This is a genomic window from Methylobacterium sp. J-043 (genome assembly GCF_022829505.1).
GTDB classification, from domain to species: Bacteria; Pseudomonadota; Alphaproteobacteria; order Rhizobiales; family Beijerinckiaceae; genus Methylobacterium; species Methylobacterium extorquens_A.
The window spans coordinates 165,476-187,335 of record NZ_JAKSYB010000028.1 but is presented as its reverse complement, the minus strand read 5'-3'; the positions used below and the strand labels follow the sequence as shown (position 1 = coordinate 187,335).

Genomic DNA, 21,860 nt, shown 5'->3' with positions numbered 1-21,860 from the left:
CCTGATCCCTCAGCTTGCGGAGGTGCCGCGGGTCACGAGCACGCCGAGCCCGGCGACCAGCCGGTCGAGGACGAAGCCGATGAGCCCGACATAAACGAGGGCGACGATGATCTCGGAGATGTGCGACGAGTTCCACGCATCCCAGATGAAGAAGCCGATGCCGACGCCGCCGATCAGCATCTCGGCCGCGACGATGGCGAGCCAGGACAGGCCGACGCCGATGCGAAGACCGGTGAAGATGTAGGGTGCTGCCGAGGGCAGCATGATCTTCACGAAGAACTCGATCGGGTTCAGGCGGATGACCGCGGCGACGTTGCGGTAGTCCTGCGGAATGTTGCGGATGCCGACCGCCGTGTTGATGATGATCGGCCAGATCGAGGTGATGAAGATCACGAAGATCGCCGAGGGCTGGCCGTCGCGGAAGGCGGCGAGCGAGAGCGGCAGCCATGCCAGCGGCGGGATCGTGCGCAGGATCTGGAAGATCGGGTCGAGCCCGCGCATCGCCCAGTCGGATTGGCCGACCAGCGTGCCGAGCATCACGCCCGCCACGACGGCGAGGGAGAATCCGAGGGCCACGCGCTTCAGGCTCGCGGCGATATGCCAGAACAGGCCCTTGTCGGTGCCGCCGTTGTCGTAGAACGGATCGACGATGATGTCCCAAGCCTCCGTGACCACCCGCGAGGGCGGCGGCAGGCCGGCGGTGGGGGAGGAGCACAGCACCTCCCACAGCAGCAGGAAACCCGCCAGGACGACGAGCGGCGGCAGGACGCGGGCGGCGACGCCGCGCAGCCCGGCCAGGGTGATGAAGGGTCCGCGGGCCTTGGCGGCGGCGCGTTCGCGGGTTGCGGTGAGCGTTGCTCCGGTGGCCATCACGCGACCTTCTTGATGTCGAGGCTGCTGAGGTAGGCGGCGGGGTTTTCCGGATCGAAGACCTTGCCGTCGAAGAAGGTCTCCTTGCCGCGCGAGGTCGAGGCGGGGATGCCGATCCCCCCGAGCGCCTTGGCGGCGTCCTTCCAGAGATCCTCGCGGTTGACCTTGGCGATGAGCGCCTTGGTGTCGGTTGCCGCGTCGAACTTGCCCCAGCGGATGTCCTCGGTGAGGAACCACAGGTCGTGGCTGTGGAAGGGATAGCCGGCGGCGCCGTTGTCCCAGTATTTCATCATCACCGGGCTCTTCTCGACGACGCGGCCGTTGCCGTAGTCGAACTTGCCCTTCATCCGGTCGATCACGTCGGCGACCGGAACGTTGATCCACTGGCGCTTGGCGACGATGGCGGCGAGCTCATCCCAGTTCTCGGGCCGATCGCACCAAGCCTGCGCCTCCATCACCGCCATCAGCAGGGCTTTCGCGGCATTCGGATGCTTGTCGACCCAGGCCGCGCGCAGAGCGAGCGACTTCTCGGGGTGGTCCTTCCAGAGTTCTCCGGTCGTCAGCGCGGTGTAGCCGATGCCCTGATTGATGAGCTGCTTGTGCCAGGGCTCGCAGACGCAGAACACGTCCATCGTGCCGACCTTCATGTTCGCCACCATCTGCGGCGGCGGCACGACGATGGTCTCGATGTCCTTGTCGGGGTCGATGCCGCCGGCGGCGAGCCAGTAGCGGATCCAGAGGTCGTGGGTGCCGCCGGGGAAGGTCATGGCTGCCTTGACCGGCTTGCCGGATGCCTTCTTCCGGTCGATCGCGGCTTTGAACGCCTTCGGGTCGAGGCCGATCTTGTCGTCCGCGTATTCCTTGCCGACCGAGATGCACTGGCCGTTCAGGTTGAGCCGGCCGAGGATGTACATCGGCACCGGCACGTTGTTCTGCGTCACCTTGCCGGCCGAGATCAGGTACGGCATCGGCGTGAGGATGTGGGCGCCGTCGATGCCGTTGCCCTCGGAGCCGAGCACGAGGTTGTCGCGGGTGGTGCCCCAGGAGGCCTGCTTCAGCACCTCGGTCTCGGGCAGGCCGTACTTGGCGAAGATGCCCTTTTCCTTGGCCACGAAGAGCGGCGCGGCGTCGGTCAGCGCGATGAAGCCGAGCTTGACCCCCTTCACCTCCGGCCCCGCGCCCTGCGCGAAGGCACCGGCCGGCAAGGCGGCGCGGGCGGTACCCGCGAGGGCGAGGGCGGCCGCCGCCCCCTTGAGGACGCCGCGGCGGGTCGTGTTGCCGTGATCGATGCTCATCCGCTCTTCGCTCCGGTGCGGTGTCCGCACATGAAAAAAGCCGCTGTCCGGGGATCGCCTGCGCGATCGACATTCGTCGCGTGCGGGCATTCCGGATCAGCGGCCTTGCTGACGTTTGGGGCGCGTCGTCGTTGGCGGGCCCGTGCGAAGGGCTTTGCAGGAGCCGTGCCAAGTGCGGGACGGCATGTTTTGCGGTCCTCGGCTCGCCGCGTCGGAATGTCTGCCCCGCCGCACGCGTTGAAAAACGCGGCATTCGTGTGCGTTGCACAAAAAACAGGCTGATGGTGCTGTCTTGCGCAGTCTGAGCCGATCCCGCCGGAGCGAAACGGGCGCCTATCGCTTGGTGGCGGGTCCCTTCGTGGCTGCCTCGAACAGATCCGGCCTGTAGAGCGCTGCCGCCCTCTCGGCCGCATCGCTGCCCGGCGCGACCTGCCCGCAGGCGATCATCTGCGCCACCAGCCAGCGCCCATGGTCCGGGTCCGGCCGATGAGTCGCGGCGCCGAGGCGCAGATAGGCCGGGTTTACCCGCTCGGTTCCGGTCGCATCCACAGTGAGCGTGCCGCCGAGGCTACGGGCGATGAGCGCGGCGTCGGAATCGAGATCCGCGCGCTCGGCGAGCAGGCGGCTCAGGGCGTCGCGGTTGGCAGGATCGGCGCACCAAAGCCCGGCTTGGTGAACGGCCCGGACCAACGGCGCCGTGAACTCGGCCTCCTCCGCGGGCAGCGCCAGCACCTTCTCAGGGCAATCGGGGGCGATCTCGCAGCCGAGTGCCGCGATCCGGCCGAGACCGGCGGTGACGGCGACGCTGTTCCAGGGGGCGCCGACGCAGAAGCCGTCGATGCGCCCGCGCCGGAGCGCATCCACCGTCTCCGGCGGCGGCACCACGACCAGCCGCACCGTTGCGTCGAGGTCGAGCCCGCTCAAGCCGGCGAACAGGCGGAGCTGGTAGGAATGGCTGGAGAAGGGATGCACGGTGCCGATGACGAGCGGACGCCCCTCCCCGGCCCGCGCGCGGGCGACCCGGGCGAAGGCCGCGGCGACATCGCCGAGTTCGTCGCTCCCCGGCGCCATCGCCGCCCAGAGCGCGTTCGAGACGGTGACGGCGTTGCCGTTGAGGCCGAGCGCCATCGGCACGCTCAGTTGGGCCTGCGGGCCCGAGAGCCCGAGCGCGCTGGCGATGGCCAGCGGACCGAGCATGTGCGCGGCGTCGAGATGGCCGAGCGCCAGCCGGTCGCGCAGGGTCGCCCAGGAGGGCTCGCACGCGAGTTCGATCTCGAGCCCCTCGGCCCGCGCGAACCCGAGTTCCGCCGCCGCGATCACGGGGGCGGCGTCGGTGAGGGGAACGTATCCGAGCCTGATCCTCATCCGAGCAGATCCGCCGCGGTGACGATGGCGCGGGCGATGTCGACGATCTTGCGCTTCTCGTTCATCGCCTGCCGCCGCAGGAGCTTGTAGGCCTCGTCCTCGCTCATGCCCTTGCGCGTCATCAGGATGCCCTTGGCCCGCTCGATCAGCTTGCGGTCGGCGAGTTCCGAGCGGGCCTCGTCGAGTTCGCGCTGGAGCCGGGCGAAGGCGTTGAAGCGCAGGATCGCGATGTCGAGGATCGGCCGGATCCGTTCCGAGCGCAGCCCGTCCACCACATAGGCCGAGATGCCCGCATCGACCGCGGCCTGCATCATGGTCTGGTCCGAGCGGTCCACGAACATCGCCACCGGCCGCTCGGCGTGCCGGGACAGGCCCGACATCTGCTCCAGCATGTCCCGGCTCGGGCTCTCCAGATGGACCACGATCACGTCGGGCTTCAGGCTCGCCACCCGCGCCTGGAGGTCGGGCCCATCCGCAAGCACGACGACGTTGCCGACGCCGGAGGCGCGAAGGCCCTCCTCCAGGATCGCCGCGCGGGCGCGGCTCGGATCGATCACGGCGACGGTGAGGCTGGTCTCGGTCATCGAGGGCCGGAGCGGTTCGATCCGTTCGAGGAAGGCATGGGGTTAACGAGGGGCGGTCCGTCTCGAGTAAGGCAAGTGCGGAGGCGCCTGCCGTGTGAGGGGCGGACGCATCGCAGGCAAGCCGTATGCCCGCCCGATCCGCAACGACGGTTACAAACCGACATAGGCCGGCCCCGCTTCTGCCGCAAACCGGGGCGCACACTCAAGTCGTTCGCGAATCTATGGGGAGGGCCGGTTCATGCGCGTCGTCGATCCGCTGCGGAAGCCGGACGTGTCCGCGACCCCTCGCGCCGTGCTTCCCCCCTTGCTGCCGACCTTGGGCCTTGCCGTGGTCGCTGCCCTGCTGTCGCTCATCTGCCGCGAGCCGGCCAAGGAGCCGATGATGGCGCCGGTCGAATCGGCGCGGCCCGTTCCGGCCATGGCCGCGGCACCCGGCTTCACGGTGTTCGATCCGGGCAAGGCCCTGCTCGCCGATGTCGAGGCGGGGCCGGCGAGCGAAGCCTTCGCCCGCCTCGTGCCCCTCGTCGCTGCGAGCGAGGCCGCCGCACCGCCGGCCCGTCCCCCGCGCCTCGCCGCCCGCGCCGAGCGCCGCCGCCCCTCCGCCAGCCGGATGGCGACGACGCAGCCGGCGAGCCCGCCGAAAGCTGCCTCCGAGCCGGTCGTCTCGGCGCCGGCCGCCATGGCCCGCGTCGAGGAAGAGGGCGGTCGTTTCCTGCCGGCCGGCGCCCTCCCCTTCGCCGCCGTCGATGCGGTCTGGGATGCGGCCCGCAGCGCAGGCTCCGGCGCGGCGACCGGTGTCACGAACGGCGTCACGACCCTTGGCAGCTCGGTCGTCAGCCTCGTCGCGGATCTTCGCTGAAGCGGGGCGCGCCACCTCGAAGCGCGCCGTTTTCACAATCGTTGAGTCCCGAAACCTTGCGAAGCGCGGCCGCTGCGCCACTTCGCGCGGGGTAGAGCGACGATCACGTCCACCGCATCGCCGACGCTGCTGTGGTTTCGCGCGTGATGCTCTGCCAGTGCAGCCGAAGTCCGCGCTTCCCCGCGCCGTTCGGCGTGAGGCGACGGAGACCGGGATGGCGGGACGGATCGAGGATTACGCCCTGATCGGCGACGGGCGCACCGCGGCCCTGGTCGGGCGCGACGGCAGTATCGATTGGCTGTGCATGCCGCGCTTCGATGCCTCGGCGCTGTTCGCGAGCCTGCTCGGGACGGAGGAGCACGGCTTCTGGAAGCTCGCCCCGGCGGCGGAGGGCGCGCAGCATTCCTGGCGCTACCGCAGCGGCTCGCTGGTGCTGGAGACCACGCACAAGACCCATGAGGGCGAGGTCCGCGTCACTGATTTCATGCCCGTCGGCGACGGCAGCCACGTCATCCGCCTCGTCGAGGGCGTGCGCGGGCGGATGGCGATGCGCATGGATCTCGCCGTGCGCTTCGATTACGGCTCGGCGGTGCCTTGGGTGTCGCGCAGCGAACTCGGGGATCTCCGCGCCATCTCCGGCCCGCACAAGGTGGTGCTGCGCACCAACGCGCCGATGCGCGGCTCCACCCACCAGACCACGGTCTCGGAATTCACGGTCTACAAGGGCGACGCGATCCGCTTCGTGCTCAGCTACGGCGCCTCGCACGAGGACGACCCGCCGCCGATCGAACCGCGCCGCTGGCTCGACGACACCAACCGGTTCTGGCGCGAATGGTCGAGCCGCTGCACCGCCGCGCAGACGCCGTGGGACGACATCCTGCGCCGCTCGCTGCTGACGCTGAAGGCGCTGATCTACCGCCCGACCGGCGGGATCGTCGCTGCGCCCACCACCTCCCTGCCGGAGGAACTCGGCGGCGTGCGCAACTGGGACTACCGCTTCTGCTGGCTGCGCGACTCGACCTTCACGCTGCTGGCGCTGATGGATTCGGGCTACATCGAGGAGGCCCGCGCGTGGCGCGACTGGCTGACCCGGGCGGTGGCCGGCAACCCGGAGCAGGCGCACATCCTCTACGGCATCGGCGGCGAGCGGCTGCTGCCGGAGATCGAACTCGACTGGCTGCCCGGCTACGAGGGCTCAAAGCCCGTGCGCGTCGGCAACGCGGCGATCGCGCAGTTCCAGCTCGATGTCTACGGCGAGCTGTTCGATGCCCTGTTCCAAGCCCGCGCCCGCGGCATGGGGCAGAACAAGGAGGGTCTGCGCGTCGGCCAGGCGATCATCACACACCTTGAGACGGCGTGGCACGAGCCGGACGAGGGCATCTGGGAGGTGCGCGGCGGACGCCGCCACTTCGTCCATTCCAAGGTCATGGCCTGGGTCGCCTTCGACCGGGCGATCCGCAGCGTCGAGATGATCGGCGACGACGATCTGCACACCATCGACGCGCCGGTCGCGCACTGGAAGGCGATCCGCGACGAGATCCACGCCGAGGTCTGCGCGAAGGGGTTCGACCCCGAGCTGAACAGCTTCGTTCAATCCTACGGAAGCAAGGCGCTCGATGCGAGCCTCCTGCTGATCGCGCATATGGGCTTCCTGCCACAGGACGACCCCCGCGTGGTCGGCACGGTGGCGGCCGTCGAATCGCATCTGATGCGCGACGGCTTCATCCTGCGCTACGAGACGGAAGGCCAGACCACCGACGGCCTGCCCGGCAACGAGGGCGCGTTCCTGCCCTGCAGCTTCTGGTACGCCGACAATCTGATCGGCCTCGGCCGCTGCAACGAGGCCCGTGCGCTGATCGAGCGCCTGATCGGCGTCTGCACCGACCTCGGATTGGTCTCCGAGGAGTACGACGTGCGCGCGAAACGGCTGGTGGGGAACTTCCCTCAGGCGTTCACGCATGTTGCGCTCGTCAACACGATCCTCAATTACAGCCGCGCGACCGGTCCTGCGAAGGAACGGGGCAGCGGCGCGGAGGATTCCGAGTCGAGGGTAGGCGAATCCATTGCGGCGCAGTAGGCGCACTCCGTCAGACGGCGGGCGATGGAAGCGAGAAAGACGGTAACTCTATGAGCGGTGCAGACACGAGCCCGAAGGCGGCCCTGAGCCAGGGCGACAAGCTCGCGATCGACACGATCCGGACGCTCGCGATCGACGCGGTGCAGAAGGCCAATTCCGGACACGCCGGTGCGCCGATGGCGCTGGCGCCTGTCGCCTACACCCTGTGGAACCGGTATCTGCGCTACGATCCGGCCCACCCGCACTGGCCGAACCGCGACCGCTTCGTGCTCTCGGCGGGCCACGCCTCGATGCTGCTCTACGGGCTCTTGCATCTCGCCCGCGTGGCCGAGACCGACGGCGGCAATTCCCCCGCCATCTCGCTGGACGACATCAAGAAGTTCCGGCAGCTCGACAGCCGCACGCCGGGCCACCCGGAATACCACTTCACCACCGGCGTCGAGACCACCACCGGCCCGCTGGGCCAGGGTGTCGCGAATTCCGTCGGCATGGCGATGGGCGGCCGCTTCAAGGGCGAGCGCCTGAACCGGCCCGATCTGCCGCTGTTCGACTACAACGTCTACGCCATCTGCTCGGACGGCGACCTGATGGAGGGCGTCTCCCAGGAGGCCGCCTCGATCGCCGGGCACCTGCGCCTGTCGAATCTGTGCTGGATCTACGATAACAACACCATCACCATCGAGGGTCACACCGAGCTCGCCTTCTCGGAAGAGGTCGCCGCGCGCTTCCTCGCCTATGGCTGGCAGGTGCTGCGGGTGGCCGATGCCAACGACACCCACGCCATCGCCTCGGCGCTCGAGACCTTCCTGCAATCGAGCGACCGCCCGACGCTGATCATCGTCAACTCGATCATCGGTTACGGCGCGCCGACCAAGCAGAACACCGCCAAGGCCCATTCCGACGCGCTCGGCCCCGACGAGGTAAAGGGCGCCAAGCGCGCCTATGGCTGGCCGGAGGATTCCGAGTTCCTCGTGCCGGACGGCGTCTACGACACCTTTGCCGACGGCATCGGCAAGCGCGGCGCGGCACTCTACGCTCAGTGGCAGGGCTTCTTCGAGGCGGCCAAGGCGGCGGATGCGGAGCATGCCGAGGATCTCTCGGCCCTCCTGGAAGGCCGTCTGCCCGAGGGCTGGGACCGCGACATCCCGGTCTTCGAGGCCGACGCCAAGGGCCTCGCGACCCGCGAATCCTCCGGCAAGGTGCTCAACGCCATTGCCAAGCACGTGCCCTTCCTGCTTGGCGGCTCGGCCGATCTGGCGCCGTCGAACAAGTCGAACCTCACCTTCGAGGGCGCGGGCTCGCTGACCCCGTTCGAGCCGGGTGGGCGCAACATCCATTTCGGCGTGCGCGAGCATGCCATGGGCTCGATCGTGAACGGGCTTGGGCTCGTCGGCCTGCGGGCCTACGGCGCGACCTTCCTCGTCTTCGCCGATTACATGCGCCCGCCGATCCGGCTCGCCTCGCTGATGGAGCTGCCGGTCTTCCATATCTTCACCCACGACTCGATCGGCGTGGGCGAGGACGGGCCGACCCACCAGCCGGTGGAGCAGATCCTCTCGCTGCGCTGCATCCCCGGCCTCGTGACCCTGCGCCCGGCGGACGCCAACGAGGTGGCCGAGGCCTACCGGGTGATCTTCTCGCTGAAAGATCAGCCGGCGGTTCTGGCTCTGTCGCGCCAGCCGCTGCCGACCTTCGACCGTTCGAAGTATGCTCCGGCCTCGGGCACCGCGAAGGGCGCCTACGTGCTCGCCGACTGTGAAGGCACGCCGGACGTGATCCTGATCGGCACGGGCTCCGAGGTGCAGCTCTGCGTCGGCGCCTACGAGACCCTTAAGGGTGAGGGCGTGAAGGCCCGCGTCGTCTCGATGCCGTCCTGGGATCTGTTCGAGCGTCAGGACGAGAGCTACCGCAACAGTGTCCTGCCGCCGGAGGTTCTGGCGCGCGTGGCGGTGGAGCAGGGGAGCGTGATCGGTTGGGACCGCTACGCCGGCTCCTCCGGTTCGATCGTCGGCATGAGCACCTTCGGCGCCTCGGCCCCGATCAAGGATCTGCTCGGCAAGTTCGGCTTCACCGCTGAGAAAGTGATCGAAGCGGCCCGCGCGCAGCTGGCCAAGCACAAGAAGTAGGCTCGGAGATCAACCCTCCCCCGCACCGGGGGAGGGTAAGCTGCGTCGCGCCGCCCTATCTACCGGGCACGGGACGCACGAAAAAAGTCACGCGAGGACGCTAGAGATGAACGCGCTGAACGCCCTCTTCGCCGAGCACGAGCAGGCGGTCTGGCTCGATTTCGTGGCCCGCGGCTTCATCGCCAAGGGCGAACTCCAGGCACTGGTGGAAAAGGACGACCTGCGCGGCGTCACCTCCAACCCGGCGATCTTCGAGAAGGCGATCGGCCACTCGGCCGAGTACGACGACAGCCTGAAGGCCGCGCTCGCCGGGGGTGATGCCCGCGTCATCGATCTCTACGAAGGGCTTGCCATCGCCGACATCCAGGCGGCGGCCGATGTCCTGCGCCGCGTGTACGACACCAGCGATGGCGCCGACGGTTACGTGAGCCTCGAAGTCTCGCCCTACCTCGCGCTGGATACCGAGGAGACCCTGCACGAGGCCCGCCGCCTGCACGCGGCGGTCGGGCGCGACAACCTCATGGTCAAGGTGCCGGCCACCCCCGCCGGCCTGCCGGCAATCCGCCAGCTCACGGCGGAGGGCATCTCGGTCAACATCACGCTGCTGTTCTCGCAGGACGTCTACGAAGAGGTGGCCAACGCCTTCATCGACGGGTTGACCGAGTTCGGCGCCAAGGGCGGCGACGTCTCGAAGGTCGCGTCCGTGGCGAGCTTCTTCATCAGCCGCATCGACAGTCTCGTGGACAAGAAGCTGGACGAGGCCGGCGGCTACGAGGATCTGAAGGGCAAGGTGGCGATCGCCAACGCCAAGCTCGCCTACCAGCGCTACAAGCGCATCTTCTCCGGGCCGAAATGGGCGGCGCTGGAGGCCAAGGGCGCCAAGGCGCAGCGCCTGCTCTGGGCCTCCACCGGCACCAAGAACAAAGCCTATTCCGACGTGCTCTACGTCGAGGAACTGATCGGCAAGAACACCGTCAACACCATGCCGCCCGCCACCATGGATGCGTTCCGCGACCACGGCCGGGTGCGCGCGACGCTGGAGGAGAATGTCGGCGAGGCCGAGACCGTGATGGCCCGGCTCGCGCAAGCCGGCATCGATATCGAGGCTGTGGCGCGCCAACTCGTCGAGGAGGGCGTGGGCCTCTTCGTCGATGCCGCCGACGCCCTGCTCGGCGCAGTCGCGGGCAAGCGGGCGGCGCTGCTCGACCACCGGCTCGACGCGCAGACCTTCAAGTTCGACGAGCCGCTCCAGGCGGCCACCGACAAGGCGGTCGAGTCCTGGCGCGCGAGCGGCGCGATCCGCCGGCTCTGGGCGCACGATGCCACGGTCTGGACCGGCCGCGACGAGGACAAGTGGCTCGGCTGGCTGCGCATCGTCGAGGACGAGCTGGAGCGGGTCGATCTCTACGAGAGCTTCGCCGAAGAGGTGCGCGCCGAGGGCTTCACCGACGCGGTGGTGCTCGGCATGGGCGGCTCCAGCCTCGGCCCGGAGGTGATCTCCGCCACCTACGGCCACCGCGAGGGCTTCCCGAAGCTGCGCATCCTCGACTCGACCGACCCGGACGAGGTCCGCTCCGTCGAGGCGGCGGTCAACCTCGAGACGACGCTCTTCATCGTCGCTTCGAAGTCGGGCTCGACACTCGAACCCAACGTGTTCCGCGACTACTTCCTCGGCCGGATGAAGGATGTGGTGGGGGCCGAGAAGGCCGGTCGCCACTTCGTCGCCGTGACCGATCCGGGCTCGGCCATGGAGCGGGCCGCGAAGGACGACGGTTTCAAAAAAATCTTCCTGGGCGTGCCACAGATCGGCGGGCGCTACTCGGTCCTCTCGGCCTTCGGTCTCGTCCCTGCGGCGGCGGCCGGCGTCGAGATCCGCGAGTTTCTCGATAGCGCCCGGATGATGGTCCGCTCCTGCGGACCGGCGGTGCCGCCTGCTGCCAATCCCGGCGTGCGCCTCGGCGCGGCGATGGGCGTCGCGGCCAAGGAGTTCGGGCGTGACAAGATCACGATCATCGCCTCGCCCGGCATCGGCACCTTCGGCACCTGGGCGGAGCAGCTCATTGCCGAATCGACCGGCAAGGAAGGCGTCGGCATCATCCCCGTCGAGGGCGAGCCGGTCGGCGTGCCGGCTGTCTACGGCGAGGACCGCCTGTTCGTTTACCTGCGCCTGACGAGCCAGGCCGATGCGCGCCAGGACGAGGCCGTGAAGATCCTGGAGAGCGAGGCGCAGCCGGTGGTGCGCATCGATCTCGATAAGGTCGAACAGCTTCCGCAGGAATTCTTTCGCTTCGAGATCGCGACGGCGGTCGCGGGCGCGGTGCTCGGCATCAACCCGTTCGACCAGCCCGACGTCGAGGCGAGCAAGATCGAGACGAAGAAGCTCTTTTCCGCGGCCGAGGAGACCGGCGCGCTACCCCCCGAGACGCCGATCTTCGAGGACGAGACGGTGGCGCTCTACGCCGATGCGGCCAACGCCGAGTCCCTGCTTCAGGCTGAGGGCTTCGAGGCGATCGTGGCCGCGCATCTAGCGCGGGTGAAGCCGTGCGACTACGTCGCCGTGCTGGCCTATGTGGAGCGCAACGAGGCGCATCACGCGGCGCTGCAGGAGGCCCGTCTCACGGTGCGGGACGCGCGTCAGGTCGCGACCTGTCTCGAATTCGGCCCGCGCTTCCTCCACTCGACGGGACAGGCCTACAAGGGCGGTCCGGCCACCGGCGTGTTCCTTCAGATCACCGCCGACCCGTCGGCCGATCTGTCGATCCCCGGACGCAAGCTCGGGTTCAAGACGGTGATCGCAGCGCAGGCGCGGGGCGATTTCGCCGTGCTGTCCGAGCGCAAGCGCCGGGCGCTCCGGGTTCACCTCAAGGGCGGTGATGTCTCCGGCGGCGTGAAGCGCGTTGCCGCAGCCATCAAGGCAGCCGTTGCCTGATAAGGCTCCCCTCCTCTCCCCGCATGCGGGGAGAGGAGGCGTTATGGCCGCCGTCGCGATCTAAATTGAAAAGGAATCAGGGCGTCAGCGGGCCGGGGATCGCGGCTTCCGCCTTTTCCAGGAGCCGCTCCTCGTGGCGCTTCATGAAGAGCCACAGCGCCAATCCGCCGAAGACCACGAAGGCCAGCAGTGCCAGTCCCACGGGGCCGACGATGTGCTCGATCTGGCGACCGCAGGCATAGGCGCCAAAGCCCATGATCCCGGCCCAGGCGACACCGCCGAGGCCGTTGAACAGCATGAAGCGGCGGGCATCGAGGCGGTTCACACCGGCCAGCACCGCCGCGTAGGCGCGCAGCATCGCCGTGAAGCGGCCGAAGAACACGATCTTCCCGCCGTGCTCGCGGAACAGATACTGTCCGAGTTTCAGGCGGCCATGGTCGAGGGCGATCAGGTGGCCGTAGCGCAGCAGCAGCGGCATGCCCCAGCGGCGTCCGACCCAGTAGCCGACATTGTCGCCGAGGATCGCGGCCGTGGCCGCCGCGGCGACGATGAGGACGACGTTGAGGTTGCCCGTGCTGCCGGCATAGACGGCCGCGGAAATCAGGATGGTCTCGCCCGGCATCGGTACGCCCGCGCTTTCAAGCGCGACGACGACGAAGACGGCGAGGTAGCCGTAATGAGCGATGAGGTCGGCGATCGGAAGTCCCTGAAGGAAGGACATGAAAGAGGGCGTCTCCGCGGATCGTTGCGCGGCGCAGTCTGGCCAGGAACGTGGCCGCAGCAGGGCGGTCCTTCCCGGCCCCTTCAGCCCGTCGGGCTTGCCTCCGCCGAGAACTCGGCCGAGGCCGGAGCGAACACGGCGCCCTCCCCGGCCGTGACGGTCTGATAGAAGACGGCGAAGTCGTCGTCCGGCAACGGCAGCAGCCGTGCAAGACCGTCCGACACGCCGAACAGGACGGGATCCGCCGAAAGGCCGAAACCGGGCGGGAGAAGGCTTGTGCTGTCGATCATGACGGGCTCGGACCGCCGAAGGGCGGGAGTGGCTACAAGCCCTTCGGCGGCGACCGGTTGCATGGCACGACCGATTGTCGTGACATGCGGCACATCGGCTCTGCGCGGCTCTTCCCGTCCGCGTCCCGTTCTCAGCTCGCCTTAAGGAACTTCTCGACGCTGGCGCCCAGGCCGGCGGAATGCGTCGCAAGATCCGCGGCGATGGCGCGGACCGAGTCGACGTGGCTGCCGGTCGCGTCCGCCGCCGAGGACACACCGACGATGTTGCCGGACATCTCGTGCGTCGAGGCCGCCTGTTCCTCGACCGCGCTCGCCATGGCGAGGGTGAGCCCCGAGAGGTCCGTCACCGCCGCGGTGATCGTGCCGATGGCCTCGACCGCCGCGCCGGTGGCGCTCTGGATCGCGGCGATCTGTCCGGAGATCTCGCCGGTCGCCTTCGCCGTCTGCTCGGCCAGCGCCTTCACCTCGGCGGCGACCACGGCAAAGCCCCGGCCGGCCGCGCCCGCGCGGGCCGCCTCGATGGTGGCGTTGAGGGCGAGCAGGTTGGTCTGGTCGGCGATCGAGCGGATCATCGCCACCACCGCATCGACCTTGCGCGCGTTCTCAGCCAACTGGCGCACCGTGGTATCGGTCGTCTCGGCCTGGGCCGCGATCCGTTGGGCGCGCTCGGAGACGCTGCCGACCTGCCCCGAAATCTCCTGGATCGAGGCCGTCATCTGCTCAGAGCCCGCCGCCACAGAGGCCGCGCGCTGCCGGGCATCCTCGGCTGAGCGCGACAGCCCCTTGGCGGCGAACTGCATCTCCTCGACCGCGTTGCCGACCGCCGCAACGACCCGCGAGACGTCCGCTTCCATCTCCACCTGTGCGGTCGCGACGGTCCACGTCACCATCGGGCCGAGATAGCGTCCGTCCGGTCCGTTGATCGCGGAGGCCCGCAGATCGAGCGTCTCGGGTCCGACCTTGATCCGGGCCCGATGCGGCAGGCGGCTCGCATCCGCCAGCATCGTCCACTGATGGTGAGGGTCCTTGTGGAACACATCGAAGGATTGTCCCAGCATCTGTGAACCCCCGATCGGCAGATGTTGCTCGATCCCCTGGAGCGTCGTTTGCGAGGTCTTGTTCAGATAATTGATCTTGAAGTCGTCACGTGGATTCACGGTCATGACGGCGATCGGCATGCCGTCGATCATCGTCATCAGGCGGTTGGTCTCGTTCTTCTTGGCCGTGATGTCCGTGGCAAATTTCATCACTCGGACCGGTCGTCCTTCCGCGTCGAGAACCGCGTTGTAGGTCGCCTCCAGCCAGATCCGCTGACCGGCCTTGTCGAGCCGCGCGAACTCACCGGCCGCGTAGCGACCGGCGCGCAGATTGTCCCAGAAATCTGTGTATTCGCGACTACTGCCGTAATCGGGGTCGACGAAGATGCGGTGATGCTGGCCGATGATCTCGTCCAGGGAATAGCCGACCACGGCGAGGAAATTCCGGTTCGCGGTCAGAATCCGGCCGTCCATGGCGAATTCGATCGTGGCGAGCGAACGATCGAGTGCTTCGAGCTTGGCCTGCGCGTCGTTGGGCTTCGGCTTGCGAAACATGAAAGAGCCTCCGTGACGAGAACCCCCTCCCTTCGCGTGGTGGTGAGGAGCGATCCAGGTCTTGAAAGAATCGAGGGCCTCGGGTCGACCTACTCGTGCTGTCCGAAGGCTCTGCTCGGCCTGGATACTGGCTCGGATTGTTGAATTTATGATTAAATTATTCAAATCATCTGTAGAATCGGAGATATTACGCAAAGTTGTATGTATTTGTTGGTATATGTCTTGAGTTTCGAAGATTTTTATCAAATCATGTTAATATACTAATTTGGAAAAGTGCGTTCCCTTCTGTCTCATCGGCGCCTCGGTCGCTGCAGGTGCCGATGAGAAGGCCTTCGATGCTCGCGAGGGCGGATCTCAGCTTCGCCCTGCCAGATCGTCGAGGCGCACCGGCGCGGCATGGGGCCGGCTGCCCAGCATGGCGTCGATCAGCGCCAGAACCTCGGTCCGGCCGACATTGGCGGCAGGCTCGAACGGGGTCCATGTCTGGGTGAAATCGAGGCGCTCGAACACGTCGCGGTAACGGCGCAGCTCGCTCACGGTCAGCGGGACGCCGCGCACGAAGGCCTTGTGGGCCGAAATTGTCAGCGCCTTGCGGAAGTCGTTCGGGTCGAGTTCGAACTTGAGCGCGTCGCCGCAGAAACAGATCTTGCGCTTGCGGTCGAACAGCACGGCGTGGCCGTCGAAATGGCCGGCGGTGCGGTGCAGTTCCAATCCGGGAAGGGGTTCGAGGAAGTCGTCGTAGGGCCAGGAGACCTGAAGCGCCGCGCTCCAAATGAAGTCGGCCGCCGGCAGGCACAGTTCCGGGTCGAAGCGGTCCTGAAGCTGCACCAGTGCCCCGTAGGAATGCGGGTGCGAGGCCGAGAGCACCTGCATCCCGCCGAGCCGCTCGATCTGGTCGAGCGCCGCCTCGCTGAATACGGGGCAGGCTTCGAAGCCCATGTTCCCGTTCTCGGTCCGGATCAGGTAGGCGCTCGGGCCGATGCCGGAGACCGGATCGTTCCAGAAGCGCCAGACGCCCGGCTCCAGCTCCTCCCAGTGGCAGGGAAAGGCGTCCTGCGCCTCGCGCGTGGTGCGGAAGCGCCAGCCGTCCTGCGGCACGACGTGGCGGGCGTCGAGGCACATCGGGCAATGCGGCGGCGCCTCGAAGTGGCGCTGCCAGAACCCGCAATTGTCGCAGGTGTAGGCGGGCAGCTTCAGGGCGCCGGCGAAGGGCAGGTAACCGGGCAAGGGCCAATCCTCATGGGTGCCCGCGAGCGGGCCGGAGATCGGACGGTCCGATCCGTCCGCTGCGAGAGCATCGTCTTGGATATCAGATCCAGGACGATGCTCTCGCCGTTTGTTTTGGACCGTCTTTGTTCCGAAAGCCGGTGACCACCCTTCGGGACGAGGCTCGAGCGAAGAGAGGTCGGCTCAGAGCCGCCCCAGCAGACGCAGCGGCCGGCGCAGTGCTCGCGCCGCCAGGGCGGTTCCGAGCAGGGCGGCGCCCGCGACACCGAGCACGAGGGCGTCGCGCTCCCGGCTGGTCCAGAACTCGGAGCGGGTCGTCTTGGCCCGCTCGCCCATGGTGCCGTCGATCCGCGCCGGGCCCGGCGCCGGTGCGTCGAGGTTGCCGCGCCGATCCGGGACCGTCTCGTCCTCCACCATGTCGTCCCAGCTCTGCGCTGCCTTGCGGTCGGCGTAGGACGGCAGGAGCGTTTGGGCCACCGCCATCAGCACCGAGGTTCGCCCGACCCAGACCTCACGGGTCGGATGCTCGACGGCTTGGTGGATCGCCTCGGCGCACAGGCGCGGATCGAAGACGGGATCGGGTGCGCGCTGCCCGTGGCCAGTGCGGGTGCGGGTCCAGCCGAATTGCGGTGTGTTGACCGCCGGCAGGTAGACCACGCTGAGCGCGATCTTGCTGTTCTCGTGGATCAGTTCGGCGCGCAACGAGTCGGTAAAGCCATTGATTGCGAACTTCGCCGCGCAATAGGGCGCCTGGAGCGGAGCCGCGCGGATCGCCAGCCCGGAGGAGACCTGCACGATCACGCCGCGGTCGAGCGGCTTCATGTGGCGCAGGGCCGCCAGCGTGCCGTGGACGGTTCCGAGATAGGTCGCCCCGGTGACGCTGCGGTACTCCTCCGGCGTGACCCGGTCGGCCGGGCTGACGATCGTCGTCATGGCATTGTTGATCCAGGCCCGGATCGGCCCGAGTTCCCGCTCGATCCGGTCGGCTGCCGCCTCGACCGCCGCAGCGTCGGCCACGTCGGCCGGGATCGCCAGCACGCGCCCGCCCTCACGGGCGAGCAGCGCCTCGGCCCCGGCGAGGCGCTCGGCGCTGCGCGCCAGGATCGCCACCGACCAACCCTGTTGCGCGAAAAGCTGGGCCGTGGCGAGGCCGATCCCCGCGCTGCCGCCTGTCACCACGGCGACCCGCGCTGCACCTCGTCGTCCCTGCCCTGCCAAGCTACGTCCTCCTGCACTCATCCTGCCGTTCAATGCGCGCCGCACGGACGGGGTTGCGGCGCGAGTGACGCTGCGACGATGCGAGCGTTGGATACGAGAAGGCCCGCCGATCCGGAGATGGGCGGGCCTTCACGAGGGTCAGCGGGTGCGCGCGGAGGCTCAGCCGTGGGCCGGGGCTCCGTGCGGCGCGCCATGACCGTCGCCGCCATGCGTGTCCTTGCCATGCGTGTCCTTGCCGCGCTTGCGCCCGACCCAGATCACCGCCTTGCGGATCACCACATAGAAGACCGGTGTGAGGAACAGACCGAAGAAGGTCGCGCCGATCATCCCGAAGAACACCGCCGTGCCGAGCGCCTGACGCATCTCGGCGCCGGGGCCCGTGGCAATCACCAGCGGCAGCACACCGAGGATGAAGGCGAAGGCCGTCATCAGGATCGGGCGCAGGCGCAGGCGGCAGGCCTGGACCGCGGCATCCACCGGGCCCTTGCGCTCGCTGTTCTCGATGTCGTGGGCGAATTCCACGATCAGGATCGCGTTCTTGGCGGCCAGACCGATGAGCACGATCAGCCCGATCTGGGTCAGGATGTTGTTGTCCTGCCCTCGCAACTGCACCCCGAATAGGGCGGCGAGCACGCCGGTCGGCACCACCAGCAGGATCGCCAGCGGCAGCGCCCAGGATTCGTACTGGGCCGCGAGCACGAGGAAGACGAGCAGCACGCCGAGCGCGAAGACGTAGATCGCGGTGTTGCCCGCCGCCTTCTGCTGGTAGGCGATCTCGGTCCAGTCGTAGGAATAACCCTCGGGCAGGGCCCGCTTGGCGATCTCCTCCATGGTGTCGAGCGCCTGACCGGTCGAGACGCCGGGCTGCGCCACGCCTTGCAGCGGCACCGAGTAGAACAGGTTGAACCGCTGGACGATCTGCGGGCCGGTGATCTCCCGGATCGTGGCGAGCGTGCCCATCGGCACCAGGGCGCCGGTGGAGGAGCGGACCTTCAGTTGCTCGATGTCGCGCTGAGACATGCGGAAGGGCGCGTCGCCCTGCACGCGCACCTGATAGATGCGCCCCAGCGTGTTGAAGTCGTTGACGTAGGCGCCGCCGAGCGCGGCCTGCACGGTCGAGAAGACGTTGGGCAGCGGCACGTTGAGCATGCGCGCGATGGTGCGGTCGATGTCGAGGTAGAGTTGCGGCGTGTCGTTGCCGAAGGTCGTGAAGACCCGCGTCACGTCCTTGCTCTGGTTGGCCTGCCCCATCACCTCGCCGGCAGCCGCGAGCAGCGGGCCGGTCGCCGAGGATTGGCGGCTCTCGATCTGCATCTTGAAGCCGCCGCCCTGGCCGAGGCCGCGCACCGGCGGCGGCGGGATGACGATGACCCGCGCCTCCTGGATGCCCGCGGTCGCCTTCATCACGTCGCCGGTGATCACCGCCGCGCTGCGGCCCTGCGCGGCCCGCTCCTTGGCGCCCTTGAGGGTGAGGAACATCACCGCCGCGTTGGTGGTGTTGGTGAAGGTGGCGCCGTCGAAGCCCGCGATGATGACGGTATTGGTGATGCCGTCGATCTTGCGGGCGATGGCGGCGGCCTTGTTCACGACCTCCGTGGTGCGGTCGAGCGAGGCGCCCGAGGGCAACTGCACGACACCGATCAGGTAGCCCTGGTCCTGGTCCGGGATGAAGCCCGTGGGCGTCGTCCGGGCGAGGTGTAAGGTTCCGGCGATCACGCCCGCATAGAGGATCAGCATCGCGATCAGGCCGATCGCCGTACCGGTCAGGAAGCGGATGGAGTGGCCGTAGGCGTTCGAGAGCCAGTCGAAGGCGCGGTTGAACAGATGCGCCAGCCAGTTGACGAAGCGCGTGAGGAAGAACTTCGGCGGCTTGTGCTCGTGGTGCGGCTTCAGCAGGATCTTGCAGAGTGCCGGCGAGAGCGTCAGCGAGTTGAAGGCCGAGATGATGGTCGAGGCCGCGATGGTGAGCGCGAACTGCTTGTAGAACTGGCCCGAGATACCGGGGATGAAGGCGGTCGGGATGAACACCGCCGAGAGCACCAGGGCGATGGCGATGACCGCGCCGCCCACCTCGTCCATGGTCTTGTGGGCGGCCTCGCCGGGCGAGAGCCCCTCGGCCATGTTGCGCTCGACGTTCTCCACCACGACGATGGCGTCGTCGACGACGATGCCGATGGCGAGAACGAGCCCGAACAGGGTGAGGTTGTTGAGCGAGAAGCCGAGCGCGGCCATGACCGCGAAGGTGCCGACCAGCGACACGGGAATCGCGATCACCGGGATCAGCGCCGTGCGCCAGCTCTGGAGGAAGACCAGCACCACGATGACGACGAGGAGCACCGCCTCGAACAAGGTCTTGTAGACCTCGTGGATCGATTCCTCGATGAACTCCGTCGGGTTGTAGGCGATGCGGTACTCGACGTCCGGCGGGAACCGCTTCTTCAACTCCTCCATCGTCGCCTTGACCGATTCCGCGGCCTCGAGCGCGTTGGTGCCCGGCCGCTGGAAGGCGCCGATGCCGATCGCGGGCGTGTCGTTGAGGAAGGAGTTCGTCGTGTAGTCCTTCTGGCCCATCTCGACGCGGGCGATGTCGCGCACGCGCACGAGGCGCCCCTCGCTCGCCTTGACGATGACGTCGGCGAACTCCTCCGGCGACTGGAAGCGCCCCTGCGACTGCACCACGAGCTGGAAGGCGGCGCCCGGCGCGGCGGGCGGCCCGTTGAGCTGGCCGGCGGCGACCTGGACGTTCTGCTCCTGGAGCGCGGAGGTGATGTCGGTGGTGGTCAGGCCGTAGGCGGCCATCTTCTGCGGGTCGATCCAGACCCGCTCGGCGTACTCGTTGCCGCCGAAGACCGTGATGTCGCCGACGCCGTTGAGGCGCAGCATCTCGTCGCGGATGTTGAGGTAGATGTAGTTGGCCAGATAGTTCTGGTCGTAGGTCCGCTTCGGCGACAGCAGGTGCACGACCAGCATCAGGTCGGGCGAGGCCTTGCGCACGGTGACGCCGAGGTTGCGCACGTCCGGCGGCAGGCGCGGCTGCGCCACCGAGATGCGGTTCTGGACCAGAACGTTCGCGATATCGAGGTTGGTGCCGACCTTGAAGGTCACGGTCAGCTGCATGGCGCCGTCGTTGGTCGACAACGACGTCATGTAGAGCATGTTGTCGACGCCGTTGATCTCCTGCTCCAGCGGCGTGGCGATCGTGGCCGCCACCGTCTCGGCGTTGGCGCCGGGGAAGGAGGCGCGCACCGTCACCGTCGGCGGGACGATCTCGGGATACTGCGCCACCGGCAGAGACAGGTAGGCGACGTAGCCGACGAGCAGGAAGACGATCGACGTCACCGAGGCGAAGATCGGCCGGTCGACGAAGAAATGGGCGAAACGCATCGTTCAAACCTCTCGCCGCCGGGATGCGCGCGCTCGCGCCACCCCTCGCAGCTTGCCGGTTGCGTTCAGGCCGGCGCCCCGATTGGTCCGGAGCGCCGGTGTTCGATTGTCAAGGTCCGCTCCGCGCCCACCCCCGCGGCTGGAGCGGCATCACTTCTTGGTCGGTGGCAGTTCGACCGTCTCGGCCTTCACCTGGGCGCCCGGGCGAACCTTGGCGACGCCGTTGATGACCACGAGTTCGTCACCCTTCACGCCCTCGTTGATCACCCGGTAGCCATCGACGATCGGCCCGAGCTTCACGGTCTTGGCCGCCACCTTGTCGCCCTCGAGCACGTAGACGATGCGCTTGTCCTGGTTGGCCGAGACCGCCTCGTCGGGCAGCAGGACGCCCTGGTAGGGCTTGGTCGCCGGCATCGAGACGATGCCGAACAAGCCCGGCTTGATGAAGTTGTCCGGGTTCTCGACGGTGGCACGCAGGAGCATCGTGCCGGTCTGGTTGTCGACGCGGTTGTCGACGAAGTCGAGCGTGCCCTTGCGGGTCGGCTTCGTCTCGCCGGACAGGGCGATCAGAACCGGAGCCCCCTTGCCGCGCTGCATCTGGCCCATGCCGATGCCGAGCGTGCCCTGATATTTCAGGAACGACCGCTCATCGACGTTGAAGCCGAAATAGACCGGATCGAGCGAGACGATCCGGGACAGGATCGTCTGGTCGGTGCTGACGATGTTGCCCTCGGTGACGAGCCGCTGGCTGATCCGCCCGTTGATCGGCGATTTCACTTCCGTGAAGTCGTAGTTGAGCTGGGCATTGCGAAGCGCCGCTTCCGCGCTGTCCACGTCGGCCTGGGCGGTCTGCGAAGCCTGACGGCGCTGGTCGGTGACCTGCTCGGAGATGTTGCCGCCGCGCGACAGCACCTGGGCACGCTCCAGATCCGTTTGGGTGAAGGAGAGCCGCGCCTTGGCCGAGGTGAGCGCGGCCTGGGCCTGCTCCAGCGCCGCCTTGTAGGGGCGGCGGTCGATGATGAAGAGCACTTCGCCCTTCTTCACGTTCGCGCCGTCCTGGAACATGATCTTGTCGAGGTAGCCGGTCACGCGGGCGCGGACCTCGACGAACTCGATCGGGTCGAACCGGCCGGTATACTGGTCCTGCTCGACGATCTCTCGCACCACCGGCTTGGCGACGGTCACGCCGGGCGGCGGCGCGCCCGGCATCTGCGCGCGGGCCGGCCCGGCACCCAGCAGCGCGGAAGCGATCAGCGGTGCGGTGAGAAGAAGAGGCCTGAGGCTACGCATCATTCGGTTCCCTGCATGGCGCGGCCTAGTCCC

Annotated in this window: 15 protein-coding genes; 4 read left to right on the top strand and 11 right to left on the bottom strand. The window is 68.0% G+C overall.

Going from position 1 to position 21,860, the window contains the following annotated elements; translation table 11 throughout:
- Nucleotides 1–9: 9 nt before the first annotated feature.
- The 4 genes from ntrB to MKK50_RS04905 all read right to left on the bottom strand — a co-directional run bounded on the left by ntrB (nucleotide 10) and on the right by MKK50_RS04905 (nucleotide 4,114).
- Entirely contained in the window at nucleotides 10–870 is an 861-nt protein-coding gene (gene ntrB, locus MKK50_RS04920) for a nitrate ABC transporter permease (RefSeq protein WP_499020803.1), read from the bottom strand.
- Nucleotides 870–2,165 carry a CmpA/NrtA family ABC transporter substrate-binding protein gene (locus tag MKK50_RS04915; protein WP_499020801.1) on the bottom strand — a complete coding sequence of 432 codons (1,296 nt, stop codon included), beginning with the start codon at nucleotides 2,163–2,165 and terminating at the stop codon, nucleotides 870–872. The genes ntrB and MKK50_RS04915 overlap by 1 nt, the downstream gene beginning before the upstream one ends.
- A 333-nt stretch (nucleotides 2,166–2,498) precedes the next feature.
- A complete protein-coding gene (locus MKK50_RS04910) occupies nucleotides 2,499–3,530 on the bottom strand; it encodes a CmpA/NrtA family ABC transporter substrate-binding protein (RefSeq protein WP_499020800.1) in 1,032 nt (343 codons plus the stop codon).
- Nucleotides 3,527–4,114, bottom strand: a complete 588-nt coding sequence (locus MKK50_RS04905; protein ID WP_253368993.1) for an ANTAR domain-containing response regulator — start codon at nucleotides 4,112–4,114, stop codon at nucleotides 3,527–3,529. Before MKK50_RS04905 ends, MKK50_RS04910 begins: the two co-directional genes overlap by 4 nt.
- A 238-nt stretch (nucleotides 4,115–4,352) precedes the next feature.
- On the opposite strand from MKK50_RS04905, the gene MKK50_RS04900 reads away from it, so the two are divergent.
- From MKK50_RS04900 to MKK50_RS04885, 4 genes are all read left to right on the top strand, one after another.
- Nucleotides 4,353–4,973 (top strand): hypothetical protein, encoded by a 621-nt coding sequence (locus tag MKK50_RS04900; RefSeq protein ID WP_499020798.1) that lies wholly within the window; start codon nucleotides 4,353–4,355, stop codon nucleotides 4,971–4,973.
- A gap of 214 nt (nucleotides 4,974–5,187) precedes the next feature.
- Entirely contained in the window at nucleotides 5,188–7,050 is a 1,863-nt protein-coding gene (locus tag MKK50_RS04895) for a glycoside hydrolase family 15 protein (protein ID WP_499020796.1), read from the top strand.
- Between the two features lie 50 nt (nucleotides 7,051–7,100).
- The gene (gene tkt / locus MKK50_RS04890) at nucleotides 7,101–9,176 is read left to right on the top strand and encodes a transketolase (protein ID WP_499020795.1); all 2,076 of its coding nucleotides are present in this window, start codon (nucleotides 7,101–7,103) and stop codon (nucleotides 9,174–9,176) included.
- A gap of 106 nt (nucleotides 9,177–9,282) precedes the next feature.
- Entirely contained in the window at nucleotides 9,283–12,105 is a 2,823-nt protein-coding gene (locus tag MKK50_RS04885; RefSeq protein WP_499020793.1) for a bifunctional transaldolase/phosoglucose isomerase, read from the top strand.
- 76 nt (nucleotides 12,106–12,181) lie between these two features.
- Here MKK50_RS04885 and MKK50_RS04880 read toward each other — a convergent pair whose 3' ends face one another.
- The 7 genes from MKK50_RS04880 to MKK50_RS04850 form a co-directional block, all read right to left on the bottom strand.
- The gene (locus MKK50_RS04880; protein WP_499020791.1) at nucleotides 12,182–12,826 is read right to left on the bottom strand and encodes a DedA family protein; all 645 of its coding nucleotides are present in this window, start codon (nucleotides 12,824–12,826) and stop codon (nucleotides 12,182–12,184) included.
- 83 nt (nucleotides 12,827–12,909) lie between these two features.
- Complete coding sequence (locus tag MKK50_RS04875) at nucleotides 12,910–13,116, bottom strand: hypothetical protein (RefSeq protein ID WP_499020789.1); 207 nt, start codon at nucleotides 13,114–13,116, stop codon at nucleotides 12,910–12,912.
- A 131-nt stretch (nucleotides 13,117–13,247) separates the two neighbouring features.
- Nucleotides 13,248–14,708: a methyl-accepting chemotaxis protein gene (locus MKK50_RS04870; RefSeq protein ID WP_499020787.1), complete on the bottom strand. Its 1,461-nt coding sequence runs from the start codon at nucleotides 14,706–14,708 to the stop codon at nucleotides 13,248–13,250.
- 354 nt (nucleotides 14,709–15,062) lie between these two features.
- A complete protein-coding gene (locus MKK50_RS04865; protein ID WP_499020786.1) occupies nucleotides 15,063–15,935 on the bottom strand; it encodes an MBL fold metallo-hydrolase in 873 nt (290 codons plus the stop codon).
- A gap of 183 nt (nucleotides 15,936–16,118) precedes the next feature.
- Nucleotides 16,119–17,153, bottom strand: coding sequence for an SDR family oxidoreductase (locus tag MKK50_RS04860; protein WP_499020785.1), 1,035 nt, complete (start codon nucleotides 17,151–17,153; stop codon nucleotides 16,119–16,121).
- Nucleotides 17,154–17,312: 159 nt separating this feature from the next.
- Nucleotides 17,313–20,537, bottom strand: a complete 3,225-nt coding sequence (locus MKK50_RS04855) for an efflux RND transporter permease subunit (protein ID WP_499020784.1) — start codon at nucleotides 20,535–20,537, stop codon at nucleotides 17,313–17,315.
- A 150-nt stretch (nucleotides 20,538–20,687) separates the two neighbouring features.
- Nucleotides 20,688–21,830, bottom strand: a complete 1,143-nt coding sequence (locus tag MKK50_RS04850) for an efflux RND transporter periplasmic adaptor subunit (protein WP_253368971.1) — start codon at nucleotides 21,828–21,830, stop codon at nucleotides 20,688–20,690.
- Nucleotides 21,831–21,860 lie beyond the last annotated feature (30 nt).